Raw genomic sequence first — 14,154 nt, forward strand, 5'->3', positions numbered from 1 at the left:
CAGCTTTAGTAGAATAAAGGTTCTCGAACAGCAAATTCCAAACCACTCTCCCCAAGTCCGCTGGGTGTCCATCATTTGGTCTCATGCATTTGTTGTGGTGCTTTATTATTTTTCCTGTTCCCTTTCATACTTATAAAAGGCATATTCGATATCATAGTAGGTTTTCTCTTCCGATTCCCCAACAATCTTCCATTCCGTCTTTTCATCCAGATTAGGAAAATAAGTATCAGCATGATATGCAAAGTCTATTTTGGTAACATGGGCAACATCACAGTAATCCAGCATTTGCCTGTAAATGCTGTCACCTCCTACCACATAAACATCCTCCGACCGGTACCCCTTTACGGCTTCCAGTGCTTCTTCAACGCTATGAACTACAACCGCATCATTTATTTCTACATCCTTTGACGTTATTACAACATTAAATCTATTCTTCAGGGGCTTTCCTCCCTGAAAGGTTTCCATGGTCTTCCTTCCCATTATAACAGCCTTTCCCATTGTTTCATCCCGGAAAAACCGCATATCCTCGGGTATGCTGATTAGCATTCTGTTCTGGTAGCCTATCGCCCAGTTCTTGTCCACTGCAACTATTAAATTCATTTAATAACCATGCCTTTCTCACTGCCTGCAAACTTTGAGCCGCAGACACAATCTTGTGTGTGAAAATTGCCTTTTAATTTTCACACTATTCTCTTTCCCGTATCACAAATCTCTGATATTATCCGATTATTTTTATATATGAAAACTCTTTAATCAGGACTTCTTTTTCATTTTTCTGCTTCCAGATTATTCGCCAGATTGTTCAATTCTTCACACGGCCCATATTTTGTTTTATATCCAACACCATCAATGATAATAAAAGGATTATAGGCCTTGATGCTTATTTGTGTTCCATCTGTTTTTGTCATGGTAAAAATCACCGTTTGCCCGGCATATTTCCCATAGGTATTGTCTTTTTGATAAATAACAACTCTGTTCAATATTTCAACTAATTTACTAACTTCCGCATTGGTAAATTCCAATTCCGTATCTGGAGGTATCAGTTTAACAGTAACTTCCTTTACATCCTTTGCTGTCAAATCTTTGAATGGCCTTATTCCAATAAAAGGTCTTCCGATAAAGAAACCGCATACCAAGATTACTATAACCGGGATAATCCATAATCTTTTCTTCATCCTTTAAACACCTCCGCGAAAGTCATTTCGTTGCATTTTTATACCTCAAATGTACATAAGTGAAAGCTGAGATTTTGACACCCGAATCAGCTTTCAGATATTATATGCAGCTCTATAAATAAGCCCGGTATTGTTAATTATCTGCTTTTTACAGATAATTAACACGCCAGGCTTATTCTTATCCTCTAATTAGTCCATTACAAATTCTTCTGTAAATCTTTTAATATTAGAAGCGTTGATGTACTTGTTTACCTTTCCTTCTTCCAGCACTACCAGGGTAGGCGCCTGCATAATTCCGTACTTTCTAGCAAGCTCTGCATTTTCCTCCGCATCCACAATGCTGTAAGGGAAATCACCCAGATACTCCTTGGCAATTTTACAGTTGGGGCAGGTCTTGGTAGTAAAGAGCAGGGCTTTTTGCTCCGTGGAAACGGCTACTTCCTCTTTGGTCAGCTCATTGTCTCGTACAATCCCGCGAATGCCGGAAATTTTGACCGGCTTCTTTACCTGATACACTTTACGGTTCTTATATTCCTGTGCTTTTCCTTCATTCCAGTTCTGAACAGGCCTGTAATAGCCTGTTATACGGGAATAAACCTCGGCATTTTGTCCGCATTCAGGACAGGTAAACTGCTCACCGCTCAGATAGCCATGATCCTTGCAGATAGAATAGGTCGGTGAAAGGGTATAATAGGGCAGCTTATAATTCTCAGCAATGGTCTTGACCAGCTTCGCCGCTGCCTGCCAGTCCGGAAGCTTCTCGCCTAAGAAAGCATGGAATACCGTACCGGAGGTGTAAAGGGTCTGCAGCTCATCCTGAATATCCAGTGCTTCAAATACATCCTCCGTATATCCTACCGGAAGGTGGGAGCTGTTGGTATAATAAGGGGTATCTCCCTTATTTCCTGCTGTCTTAATATCCGGATAATGCTTTTTATCATGCTTTGCCAGACGGTAGCTGGTGGATTCTGCCGGTGTTGCTTCCAGGTTAAATAAATTTCCGTACTTCTCCTGATAATCCGATAAGCGTTCTCTCATATGATTTAATACTTTTACGCCGAATTCCTGTGTTTCCCTGCTGGTCATATCCTTGCCCAGCCATTTTGCATTGAGTCCTACTTCATTCATGCCAAGGAGGCCGATAGTAGAAAAATGATTGTCAAAGGTACCAAGATATCTCTTTGTATAAGGATACAGCCCTTCGTTTAACAGTCTGGTAATTACCTGGCGCTTTACATGAAGGGAACGGGCGGAGATATCCATCATTCTGTCAAGGCGCAGGAAGAAATCTTCCTCGTCCTCTGCCAGATAAGCAATTCTTGGCATATTAATGGTAACAACCCCAACGGAACCGGTGCTTTCACCGGAACCAAAGAAACCGCCGGTTTTCTTTCTCAGCTCCCTGAGGTCAAGACGGAGCCTGCAGCACATGGAACGTACATCACTGGGCTCCATATCGCTGTTAATATAATTTGAAAAGTAAGGAGTGCCGTATTTTGCTGTCATCTCAAATAAGAGTCGGTTGTTTTCCGTATCGGACCAGTCAAAATCCTTTGTAATAGAGTAGGTGGGAATAGGGTATTGAAAGCCTCTTCCATTGGCATCACCTTCAATCATGATTTCGATAAAGGCCTTATTGACCATGTCCATTTCTTTCTTGCAGTCCTTGTACAGGAAGTCTGTTTCCTTCCCTCCTACGATGCAGGGAAGCTCTGCCAGGTCAGAAGGCACTGTCCAGTCCAGCGTGATATTGGAAAAGGGTGCCTGGGTTCCCCAGCGGCTGGGAGTATTGACTCCGTAAATAAAGGATTGGATACATTGCTTTACCTCTCTGTAGGAGAGGTTATCTATCTTAACAAAGGGGGCTAAATAAGTGTCAAAAGAAGAGAAGGCCTGGGCACCTGCCCATTCATTCTGCATAATGCCTAAAAAGTTTACCATCTGGTTGCAAAGGGTTGACAGATGGCTTGCGGGAGAGGAGGTAATCTTTCCGGGAATACCACCCAGGCCTTCCTTTATCAGCTGTTTCAGGGACCAGCCGGCACAGTAGCCTGTTAACATGGATAAATCATGCAGATGGATATCCGCATTTCGATGAGCAGCGGCAATCTCCTCATCATAGATTTCAGACAGCCAGTAATTTGCTGTAACAGAACCGGAATTATGCAGTATCAGGCCTCCCACGGAATAAGTCACGGTGGAATTCTCTTTTACACGCCAGTCCTCTTCTTTTACATAGCTGTTGACAATTTCCTTATAATCCAGAATAGTGGATTTCATATTACGGATTTTTTCCCTGTTTTTACGGTACAGGATGTATGCCTTGGCTACATCCGTATAGCCTGTCTGCTCCAGCACATGCTCCACGCTGTCCTGTACATCCTCCACTGAAATCTTATCATCCTTCGCTTTTAGCTGAAAATCTGCCGTTACTCTTAAGGTCAGCAGATTAATGATATCTCCCGTATAAACTTTTTCTGTTGCCTTAAAGGCCTTTTCAATTGCCGCAGAAATTTTGGAAAGATTAAAGTCTGCTATCTCTCCATCCCGTTTTACTACCTGAATCATGATAATCCCCCTTTTAATTTCGACAAGCCGCCAATATAGACTACAACGTGATACCATGGATGCAGTTTCGGCCCCATTGCCCCGCTGTCATCACAGTATCACGTAGTCTGATTTCCAATAAGCTGACTTTTAAATTGTTCTATGTACATCCGGTGTTAACCGCTTATTAGAATAATAGCAAAATTTTCATTTCTAGTCAATATAAAAATACTATATATATTATTTAATTATACAAACTAAACTATATATAGTATTTTTATATAGTGCCTATTACCTATTTATCTTTATGATATCAGACACTTTTTATATTAATTTTTATTTTTTTAATTACTTACTTAATTGCCGCTGTTACTCAAATTTCTCATAATATTTTAGCTGTTTAAACAATTAAACCAAAGTGCTCCATAGCTTATATCATACCGCAGACATCCTTTGGAACATATGCCTTTACAAAAATACCGTCTTCCCTGTAATCTTCACAAAGCAGCTGCCCGTATTTACGGATCAGCTGTATTTTCCCAGCATCCTGATAGGAAAATACTCTTTCTATCAATACCTTCCGTTCTCTAAGAAGTTCTTCCAGTATATTTAAGAGTTCCTCCAGACCTTTGTTTTCCTTTGCGGAAATCTTTAAGGTTCTGTCTGCTTTAAAATCCTTGATTATGGTATCCGTAAGAAGCAAATCCTGTTTGTTAAAAAGGGTTATAACTGTTTTATCCTTAATGCCAAGATTCTTAAGTGTCTCATAAACCACATGCATCTGCTTGTAGGCAGAAGGGTTGGAGCTGTCCACCACATGGAGTATCATATCCGCATACTTGGCTTCCTCCAGGGTACTGCGGAAGGCTTCTATTAAATGATGGGGAAGCTTTCTTATAAAGCCTACCGTATCTGTCAGGAGCACCTGTTCGCCGCCGGGAAGCACGATATTTCTTGTTGTCGGGTCCAGAGTTGCAAACAGTTTATCCTCTTCCAGTACCCCTGCACCTGTCAGATGGTTCAACAGAGTGGATTTTCCTGCGTTGGTATAGCCTACGATGGCAATTACCGGTATCGGATTTTTACTCCTTAATTCTCTGGTAGTCTCTCTGACCTGCTTTACATCGGTAAGCTCCCTGTTAAGCTGCGAAATCCGGTCCCTTATCAACCGCCTGTCAACCTCCAGCTTTTTCTCGCCGGGGCCTCTGGTTCCGATACCGCCTCCAAGACGGGAGAGTGAATTTCTCATACCTACCAGACGGGTGGAACGGTACTTTAATTGAGCCAGCTCTACCTGAATTTTCCCTTCCTTTGTTACTGCATGCTGGGCAAAGATATCAAGTATCAGCATGGTACGGTCCATTACCTTCATCTGAAGGGCATCCTCCAAATTCTTAAGCTGGGCCGGTGAAAGCTCATCATCGCAGATCACACCGGTGGCACCCAGGCTTTCTGCCAATTCTTTTACTTCCTCAATCTTACCCTTTCCGATATAAGTGCCGGGATGGACACTTTCCCTGTTTTGTATGACCCTGTCAAGGGTTACGGCACCTGCCGTTTTGGCAAGCTCCTTCAGCTCCTCCAGGGAATCCTCCGTATCGTCTCCGGGACCGGTCTCCACGCCCACTAATATCAGGCGCTCCTCCTGCTCTTTTATTTCATATAATTCACTCATGCTATTTAAAATCTCCTTTATTTCCCGTCTTTTGGAATGGTCACGGTATTCGAGAGCCTGCTGTTCAAAAATACTTCCTCTTTTTTGGCACCTTCATCCTCCGGGTATTCCTTTCTGTATTCCTTTATCAGCTTATAAGCTTCCTCGTATCTGTCCAGATGTTCATAAACAACTATCTGGCTGCGCTTCAGGTTCTGATTTACATCCACATCATTTACCTTAATACCGTCCTCAACGTAGCCAAGAGCATCCTTGTAATTTTTAAGCTTTATCAAGCAGTCTGCAACCCGGTTATATGCATCTCCCTTATCTCTTCCTTCATCGGATTCTATATATTTTTTATAATTTTGGACGGCATTCTCATAATCCTTTTTATTTTCATAAATAAGGCCAAGATAGTAATAACTTTCGGTAAATCCATTACCAAAGGCTTCCCCGAACATCTGCAGGGCCGTATCAGTATCTCCTTTATAATACATTACCTTTGCCATATTGAATTTATCTTCTTCCGTTGTACCGTTAATAGCCGCGGCCTTGCTTAATACTTCCTTTGCTCCCGCTTCATCCTTCCCGTCAAGCATCAGAAAATACTTTCCAAAGTAATAATCATAGTTATGGGGTTCAAGCTTAATGGCTTTATCATAATCTGCCAGGCTTTTCTTATAATCTCCCATTCTGCAATAGATATCCCCTCTGGTCTTATAAGCATCTCCGTTGTTCTTATTGGCTTCTATAATCTTCGTATAAGTGGCTGCCGCCTCCTTATACAGACCTGCCTTCGCCTGGGCCATACCCTTATAGGATAAAATGTCCCGATTGATATCCTCTAATTCATTAATGGCAAGAGCCTTATCAAATTTTTCGATAGCCGCTTTATAATCATGTACCTTATAATAAGCTATCCCTTCGCCTCTGTAGGCTTGTTTATTGTTCTTTCGTACAATGGCATTATCCTTATCCAGTATGCTGCGCTCAAAATATGCGATTGCATCATCATACTTCTGCTGCTGTATCAGATTCATGGCATAGCTGATATAATAATCCGCTCTTTCCTTATTTTCTTCCATTGCCTTTTTCAGGCTTGCATCTGCCTTTTCATAATTGCCGCTGTTAAAATAGGCCATTCCTTCTTTATAATAATCTTTGGCGGATTTTGCTCCGCAGCCGGAAAGGAAAAGTGATGAGGCTAAAACCATAATCCCGCAAGCCATCCATTTAAAACTTTTCACCTTAAAGCTCCTGCAGCCTTTCAGCATCCTGTCCTTTTCCTTTTGTTCACTATACTTTCCATCCTGTATTCTCTGACGCATTCTATATCCTCTTTTCTACAAATCAAAATCAAGCTTCCCTGTTCCTCTTATTAAGCGTCTATTTATTAGTCTATTCAAATTATCCAAAAAGTACTCTGATTTGTCAAGTAAATAAGGAACGAAAAAGAGCTATTGAAAACAGCTTGCATACGCAAAGCTGTTTCAATAGCTCCTGTCAGGCCATTTTCCACTTTCATTCCAAAAGGCTGAAAAGGCAGGAATTAATCAAAATAAACTGTCTTTCCGGTTCTTCCGGCTTCGTAAATAGCTTCCAGAACCTGTGTAACCACAAGTGCCTGTTCGGGTTTAACCACCAGGGCTTCCCCTTTAGTAATCGCATTGTAGAAAGTCCTTTGTTCAATATCGGAATCTTTCTCGGATACGCCGTCATAGAAAGCGACTCCGCCGGAGGCCAGATCCGGTTTCTCTACACACTGCTTGTTGTACTGCACTCTATTAATTCTTAAGCCATCCTTCATATCAGCACCGGCTTTTGTTCCGCAAAGGCTTACTTTAGCCTCATCCACCTCCAGGGTGTTTAATGCCCAGGAAGCTTCCAGATGGATGGTTGCGCCATTCTTCATCTTAATGAAGCCGAAAGCAGAATCCTCAACCGTAAAGATTTCCGGGTCCCAATCCCCCCAGGCATTGCCCTGCTCTTTCTGGTCTGCCAGCTTACGGTATACAGAACCGGTTACGGATTCTACTTCATAGTTATTCATCATCCAGAGAGTTAAATCCAATGCATGGGTTCCGATATCAATTAAGGGACCTCCGCCCTGCTCTTCCTCGTTCAGGAAAACACCCCAGGTAGGTACTGCTCTTCTTCTGACAGCATGGGCTCTTGCATAGTAAATTTCGCCAAGGTCATCATTTTCGCAGGCTCTCTTAAGGTAAGTGGAATCTCCACGGTATCTGTTCTGATAGCCAATGGTTAGAATCTTGCCGGTTTTCTTGGCGGTCTCTACCATTTTCCTGGCATCGGCATAGGTCTTTGCCATGGGCTTTTCACACATCACGTGCTTGTCGGCTTCCATTGCATCAATGGAAATAAAGGCATGGGATTTATTTGGAGTTAATACATATACTGCTGTAATATCCTTTTCCTTTAAGAGCTCCTTATAATCTGTAAATATCCTGGAGCTTTCCGTACCATACTCTTCTTTTGCTTTTTCTGCTTTTTCCTTCACCAAATCGCAGAAAGCAACAATCTCAAAATTACCGTTTTTCTTTATGGCAGGCAGGTGCTTTCCGTTCGCAATTCCACCGCAGCCGATAATGCCAATCTTAACTTTCTCCATGATAAACCTCTCTTTTTGTAATTTATAAATACGTTAAACCGGTTTACGGTTTTTCACCAAATAATTTTACCTATTCAAAGTCAATGACCTGCTTCTTTTCAGCGGATTCAAAGAGTGCTTCCATCAGCCTCATAACTCTTGCCACCTCGGGAAGCTTAACAATAATCTCTTCCTCACCGCGAATGGTCTTCATTACATTGCGGTAGAAATCCCTGATATCACTTTTTACAACAGGCAGTTCTGCCTTAGCTATGGTATCCTCTCTTCTTGGTGCCATGGTCTTTGTAAGTCCTGCTGCCGTTATTACCGGAACAACGTCTTTTTCATTCTGGCCCTTCGCACTTACGATTTCACCCTTAAGGCTCCAGTCCTCTATAATTGCCGTACCATTGGAACCTAGCATATACCATCTCGGCAGGTTCACAAAATTGCTGGTTCCCACTTCCACGATAACCTCTGTGCCGTTTTCAAAGAGCAGGCTTGCCGTAAAGCCGTCATCCACCAGCTGATTGGTCACATAGGTCATTGTCGTATAAACCTTTTTCAGCTTGACGCCTTCCATCATAAGCAGAATCTGGTCCAGCAAATGAACTCCCCAGTCAAGTACCATACCGCCGCCATGTTCCTTTTCCTGTCTCCAGTCTCCCGGTATTCCTCTGGAACCGTGTACTCTGGATTCAATACGGAATACTTCTCCCAGCCGGCTCTCCTTATAAATCTTCTTCATCGTAAGAAAATCTTCATCCCAGCGCCTGTTCTGGTGAACGGTAAAAAGCATTCCCGTTTCCTTGGAAGCCTCTATCATTTCCTGTAAATCCGCAGAGCTTAAGGTTACAGGTTTTTCACTTACCACGTTCTTGCCTGCCTTCATGGCTGCTATGGCAAGGGGCTTATGGAGGTCATTGGGCGTTGCTATAAGGCATAATTCTACGGAATTATCTCCTAAGAGCTCCTCAAAGCTGTCATAAACCTTCACATTCTTTTCTCTTGCATATTCCTGTCTTTCTTCCTTGATATCATAAATTCCTGCCAGCGTAAGCCCATCGATGGATTCTATTAAATTTCTGTGCCAGTCTCCCATTCCTCCAAGGCCTACAATAGCAATCTTCATATCCTGCTGTGACATATCCTTCCTCTTTCTGTAGAAGGGCTGCCGGTCACTGTCTGAAAGCAGCTTTCTTCAAGCCCTGCGCAGCTCTTTCCTTTCACTACCTTTTATGTTTTTCTTATTCTGCGGTTTTCACTATATTGCTACTACTGATTATTAAGCCCAGAACATCTGTCCGCGTTCTTCATAGATCAAAACATTCTGTAAGAACTTAATTGCTTTATTTAAGCCTTCTGCCCCCGTCATAAGACTGTCTTCATGCTCAATGCTGATAGCATAGTCATAGCCTGCCAGTCTTAATTCGGAAATCATTGCCTTCCAGTATTCCTCTCCATGACCGTAGCCAACGGAACGGAATATCCAGGAGCGGTTGATTTCATCACCATAATGGGTGGTATCCAGAACTCCGTTTACATTGCAGTTAAGGCTGTCAATTTTGGTATCCTTTGCATGGAAATGGAAGATAGCTCCATGCTTTCCAAGCTCTCTGATGCAGACACTGGGGTCCATACCCTGCCAGATTAAATGGCTGGGATCGAAATTTGCTCCGATTTCAGGTCCTGCTGCTTCTCTTAAGCGAAGCAGTGTTTTGGTGTTATATACGCAAAATCCCGGATGAAGCTCCAGGGCAATTTTGATTCCATGTTCCCTTGCAAAGGCTGCTTTCTTTTTCCAATAGGGAATTAACACTTCATTCCACTGATATTCCAGTGCATGAAGGTAATCCTCCGGCCAGGAGCAGGTTACCCAGTTGGGTGTCTTGTCCTCAGGACTTCCTCCCGGACAGCCGGAAAAGGTATTTACAACAGGAACTCCTATTTTTTCTGCCAAAAGGATTGCATTGGTAAGGTCTTTATCAAAGCTGTCCGCAATTTCCTTTACCGGATGTACCATATTACCATGGGCACTGAGGGCACTTATCTGTAACTCATTTTTTGCTATGGTCTCCTTAAATTCTTTTAACTTCCCTTCGTCGTTCAAAAGAATCTCCGGGTCACAGTGTGCTTTACCGGGATGCCCGCCGCATCCGATTTCAATCATCTGAACTCCTCTTTCATGCAGGAATTCACAGGCCTTTTCTAAAGGCATATCTCCCAATACTACTGATAATACTCCAAGTTTCATATGTTACCTCCTTCAATCATGCATTACATATTTCTACCTTTTTATATCTCTTTTAACATCATATAATTTCTGATAAAAAATTGCTATAGATGTATTGCTGTTTAATCATATTATTTTGCTATTTCAAGCTCTGGAAGGTGGAAAACCATAGTATTTGCGAAATAGCCTTCCAAAATTGTTATAATCGGAAAATCCTACCATGACCGCTACCTCCGATATGGAATTTTCCTTTTCCTTTATGAGCTCATAGGCTTTCTTAAGCCTTACCTCATTGATATAGTTAATAGGACTCTTCCCCATACTTTCTTTGAACAAATGACAGAAGCGGTATTCACTTAAGTGAATCAAATCCGCCAGCTCCTTATTGGTTATTGTCTCGCTGTAATTCTCCTGGATATATTGCACCACCGTATTCAGGCGTCCAAGATTATGAAGGCGCAGGGTATTTTCTCTGGGTGACAGGCTTTCTGTAACATAATTGCGGAACAGATAGGTAATAAGGTCATAGAGCATGCCCTTTATTGCAAGCCTGTAGCCATGCTTTCTCTCCACATCTTCCTTATAAATAGACAGGAGAATATCCCTTATTTTCTCATCATTTTCAATCAGACTTTGAAATATTACGTTGTAATCTGCGATTTCCTTTGAAAAGGAGCTCATTTCAAATATGATAACAAGGGTGTTAAATACATCTCCCTCACTGATGCCCTCATGAAGCACATTGCTGTTAAAGATTACAAGGCTTCCTTCCTTTACTGCTATGTTTTTTCTGTCGCAGATAAAGGCTCCCTTTCCCTTTAATACATAATTAAGCTCCAGGTGCTCATGCCAGTGGGGCGGAAAATAAACGCCGGGTTTGCGTACCCGGCTCTCAAACATCTGCACCGGGAATTCTTCGTCCTTTATAATCTTCTTTTCATATAAGCTTAAGTCACGCATGTCCTACCTCATTCTTTCATACGGTTAAGTTATTTATTTTATTATAATATATAGAAAAAATAATTGTAAAGCCCATCCTTCAAAGAGATTGACTTTTTATCTCAACTCGATTGGCTGGTAGAATGCTCCTAATGGGATGCCTTTATAAACGAAAATTTCTTGCTCCATATGCTGATTTATGTTAAGAAAAGAAAGTTATTGACAAAAAAAGGGACAGATAGTAACATTATTTGGAAGACTATATCTGAATGTATATGTTTTGCAGTAATTTCTATACGAATATAAACAAAATAAAGAGGTGGGGTATGAAAAGAGCAAAAAGATTATTGATACAGATACTGGTATTAGTTTTACTTCTGTGCAATTATCCGGCACTGGAAGTAAAAGCAATCAATACATTGGATGAATTGTTTTATGTGGGCCAGCATTACAACTATACTTTTTTAAGAATTGGGAGGATTATCAAAGCAGACAGCAGTAATAAAAAGGTGGCAATACTTTCCGATGTATCTACTGGTGATATCGATTTAGTAGCAAAAGCACCGGGAAAGTCTACAATAACGATAAAAGGTGAGGCCTATACCTATACAATTAATTTGACCGTAAAGAAAATGGATGTGACAGCAAAGTTCTATAAAAGACTTCCTGGCGGAAATTATATAATAAAAGTTACCAACAATACGAAAGGCTTTTTCCAAAGAGTTTACTTCACGGCAGTTTTCAGATCCTCTGACGGTGAATTTATGGATTATGACTCTGAAAGGGTAATAGCCATGGAGCTAATTCCCGGAAAGACCTATTATACAATATACAAACCACTGAATGATTGCGATTTTGATTTGTCAAAGAGTACTTTGGAAGTAAATAATTTTGATACCGAATTATTATTTACAGGTATTAAATATACAGATTACAGCGCGAAAATAAAGCTGACTGATTTAAACAAAGGAGTAATAGATTCCTCTGATAGTAAGATCACTGTTGAAGTTAAAAATAATTCTGCAAAGGCAGTCACAGCTTTTGTCCAAGTCTGCTGGTATAATGAAAATGGGGATATGGTTTATGCAGATTATTATAGCAAAAATTTGAAACAAAAAGGGACGGGTAAGGTTACTATCGATACACCGGATAAGAACTATGGCGCAGTAAGCTATAGTATAGCCGGCTATGCATATAATGTATACAGACCCACACTCCAAGATATGCCAATTGATATTCCAATAATACATACAAACGGCAAGTAGGCCAAGATGACTCTCAAAGGGGGATTAATTTATGAAAAAAAGCCAAAAGAAGGGAACCAGGCTTCATTATAACTATTTCTTTGTAATGAGCATGATTTTTATTGCACTTATTGTTGTATCTGCCAGGAAAGTGCAGGCAACCGAAAATGATGTGATAGTTTTAGATCAATATCACTCAACAGCAGATTATAGATATCAGAATCAAGGATTAGGTGAATATTTTTACGATATCTACCCCAATCCCTATAACTTGGACTATAAAAAATTTATGAAATTTACCTATGTAATTTCAGATGACAGTGTATTTGGCCTAAAAGCAAATACGAACTCCCAGGCAGCTTCATTATTACTGGCTGATGCCTCCGGAAATGCCCGCTCGATTTTGCCTTACAACATTTCAGTGTATGCATTAGGTCCCGGAACCGCTACACTAAAGGTATATGACGGAAAGAAACTTGTTGATACATTTAATATTATCGTACTTGCTGATAATATTTACTCCCCCAGCAGTTACGTCGATATGACGGAAGATAGTAAGGGGAATTGTATTTCTTATACGGATACCAAAACAGCTAAAATTACAGCTGCAGATATTAAAAAGGAAAATGATCTGATTAAGAAATTTATAAAAATAGCGGCAGATCCGAAAAATACGACAACAAGCCAGCGTATCCATGCGGCATTAAATGCTGTCATCAACCATGGCAGTACACAGATTTTTGATAAGAACTATAAGGAATTAAATTATCTTTCATGGAAAAAAGGCATTACTCTGGAAGGTAAATATCGAACGGCGCATTCGATGCTGATTGAAAAACAATCTCTTTCTTTGGGTTTTGCAATTGTTAATAAAGCTGTTTTGAATAATCTTGGTTTTAATTGTACAATTGAACAGCCGGATGGCGGTCAGATAAAATATGGCTGTGATGTATGGAATTCTGTGGAGTTAAATCAGTATGTCAGCAATTCTGATCAAGACGAAACAGCAGAAGATAATGCAGGTATAAAGTATGCGGGTTATATTGATTTTGGTGCAGCCGCCAAATTGCTGTCCGACGATGATTTTAGCAGAACAGATGCCGATCTCATATATCGTAAAGGGCACTTGCCAGCATGGATAGTCGGTGAGGATACACAGCAGCAGGTGATCAGAGTTGGAGATACTCAAAAACTATCGGCATGTGATTTAAACAATAATATTTATTCTTCCGATACTTCTGTGGTAACAGTCCAAGATGGCAGCATAACAGGCGTAAATCCGGGAGTAGCTGTCGTTTACCGTTATAACGATACCTATTGCGATGTGTTTTATGTGCTGGTGAAGAAAAAGGGCTCTGTTAAAACTATAAATTCCAAGATATATACAAAAGCGACGAAAGAATATTTTAAGTCCTCTGACTATGCTCCCTATATAAGAGGCGGCCAGTCAGATTTATATCAAAGGAAGGATTGGGAGGCATTAAGGCCCTTTTACCTTGAGCAGATATTTGGTAATGGTTCGAAGCTGACAACAAAATATTCGAAGGGTAAAATTGAATGTTATCTTACTACTGAAAATGAATCAACCCTGATATACACTGCTGGATCAGGGGATTAATAATTCCGGAATTCAAACATTCTTTCTGTCTGAAAGCAAATGTTATAAAATTTAAACTATTAAAAATTTCTTTGATAAAAGCCATATATAAATAAGATAACCGGCATCAGCCATCCTTCTTTTATATATATGG

11 protein-coding genes are annotated in these 14,154 nt (G+C 40.7%); 2 read left to right on the top strand and 9 right to left on the bottom strand.

Annotated features, from left to right (window positions below; all coding sequences use genetic code 11):
* Positions 1-105 precede the first annotated feature (105 nt).
* The 9 genes from BUB77_RS14725 to BUB77_RS14765 form a co-directional block, all read right to left on the bottom strand.
* A complete protein-coding gene (locus tag BUB77_RS14725; RefSeq protein ID WP_073277236.1) occupies positions 106-600 on the bottom strand; it encodes a dihydrofolate reductase in 495 nt (164 codons plus the stop codon).
* 167 nt (positions 601-767) lie between these two features.
* The gene (locus BUB77_RS14730; RefSeq protein ID WP_073277237.1) at positions 768-1,175 is read right to left on the bottom strand and encodes a hypothetical protein; all 408 of its coding nucleotides are present in this window, start codon (positions 1,173-1,175) and stop codon (positions 768-770) included.
* A 189-nt stretch (positions 1,176-1,364) separates the two neighbouring features.
* A complete protein-coding gene (locus BUB77_RS14735) occupies positions 1,365-3,743 on the bottom strand; it encodes a ribonucleoside triphosphate reductase (protein WP_073277239.1) in 2,379 nt (792 codons plus the stop codon).
* Positions 3,744-4,152: 409 nt separating this feature from the next.
* Positions 4,153-5,397: a GTPase HflX gene (gene hflX / locus BUB77_RS14740; RefSeq protein ID WP_073277241.1), complete on the bottom strand. Its 1,245-nt coding sequence runs from the start codon at positions 5,395-5,397 to the stop codon at positions 4,153-4,155.
* Positions 5,398-5,414: 17 nt separating this feature from the next.
* Entirely contained in the window at positions 5,415-6,707 is a 1,293-nt protein-coding gene (locus BUB77_RS14745; protein ID WP_073277243.1) for a tetratricopeptide repeat protein, read from the bottom strand.
* Positions 6,708-6,928: 221 nt separating this feature from the next.
* The gene (locus BUB77_RS14750) at positions 6,929-8,008 is read right to left on the bottom strand and encodes a Gfo/Idh/MocA family protein (RefSeq protein ID WP_073277245.1); all 1,080 of its coding nucleotides are present in this window, start codon (positions 8,006-8,008) and stop codon (positions 6,929-6,931) included.
* A 70-nt stretch (positions 8,009-8,078) separates the two neighbouring features.
* On the bottom strand, positions 8,079-9,134 hold the full coding sequence (locus BUB77_RS14755; protein WP_073277247.1) for a Gfo/Idh/MocA family protein: 1,056 nt from the start codon (positions 9,132-9,134) through the stop codon (positions 8,079-8,081).
* Positions 9,135-9,272: 138 nt separating this feature from the next.
* Positions 9,273-10,241 (bottom strand): sugar phosphate isomerase/epimerase family protein, encoded by a 969-nt coding sequence (locus BUB77_RS14760; protein WP_073277249.1) that lies wholly within the window; start codon positions 10,239-10,241, stop codon positions 9,273-9,275.
* A 123-nt stretch (positions 10,242-10,364) separates the two neighbouring features.
* Positions 10,365-11,180 (bottom strand): AraC family transcriptional regulator, encoded by an 816-nt coding sequence (locus BUB77_RS14765; protein WP_073277251.1) that lies wholly within the window; start codon positions 11,178-11,180, stop codon positions 10,365-10,367.
* Between the two features lie 305 nt (positions 11,181-11,485).
* Here BUB77_RS14765 and BUB77_RS14770 point away from each other — a divergent pair, with 305 nt between their 5' ends.
* Entirely contained in the window at positions 11,486-12,424 is a 939-nt protein-coding gene (locus BUB77_RS14770; RefSeq protein ID WP_073277253.1) for a hypothetical protein, read from the top strand.
* Positions 12,425-12,455: 31 nt separating this feature from the next.
* On the top strand, positions 12,456-14,021 hold the full coding sequence (locus BUB77_RS14775; protein ID WP_073277255.1) for a hypothetical protein: 1,566 nt from the start codon (positions 12,456-12,458) through the stop codon (positions 14,019-14,021).
* Positions 14,022-14,154: the final 133 nt, after the last annotated feature.

This window comes from Anaerocolumna jejuensis DSM 15929 (genome assembly GCF_900142215.1).
GTDB lineage: Bacteria > Bacillota > Clostridia > Lachnospirales > Lachnospiraceae > Anaerocolumna > Anaerocolumna jejuensis.

Coding starts and splice junctions, on each gene's coding strand:
- BUB77_RS14725 (WP_073277236.1), bottom strand. CDS start 600: ATGAATTTAATAGTTGCAGTGGACAAGAACTGGGCGATAGGCTACCAG.
- BUB77_RS14730 (WP_073277237.1), bottom strand. CDS start 1,175: ATGAAGAAAAGATTATGGATTATCCCGGTTATAGTAATCTTGGTATGC.
- BUB77_RS14735 (WP_073277239.1), bottom strand. CDS start 3,743: ATGATTCAGGTAGTAAAACGGGATGGAGAGATAGCAGACTTTAATCTT.
- hflX (WP_073277241.1), bottom strand. CDS start 5,397: ATGAGTGAATTATATGAAATAAAAGAGCAGGAGGAGCGCCTGATATTA.
- BUB77_RS14745 (WP_073277243.1), bottom strand. CDS start 6,707: ATGCGTCAGAGAATACAGGATGGAAAGTATAGTGAACAAAAGGAAAAG.
- BUB77_RS14750 (WP_073277245.1), bottom strand. CDS start 8,008: ATGGAGAAAGTTAAGATTGGCATTATCGGCTGCGGTGGAATTGCGAAC.
- BUB77_RS14755 (WP_073277247.1), bottom strand. CDS start 9,134: ATGTCACAGCAGGATATGAAGATTGCTATTGTAGGCCTTGGAGGAATG.
- BUB77_RS14760 (WP_073277249.1), bottom strand. CDS start 10,241: ATGAAACTTGGAGTATTATCAGTAGTATTGGGAGATATGCCTTTAGAA.
- BUB77_RS14765 (WP_073277251.1), bottom strand. CDS start 11,180: ATGCGTGACTTAAGCTTATATGAAAAGAAGATTATAAAGGACGAAGAA.
- BUB77_RS14770 (WP_073277253.1), top strand. CDS start 11,486: ATGAAAAGAGCAAAAAGATTATTGATACAGATACTGGTATTAGTTTTA.
- BUB77_RS14775 (WP_073277255.1), top strand. CDS start 12,456: ATGAAAAAAAGCCAAAAGAAGGGAACCAGGCTTCATTATAACTATTTC.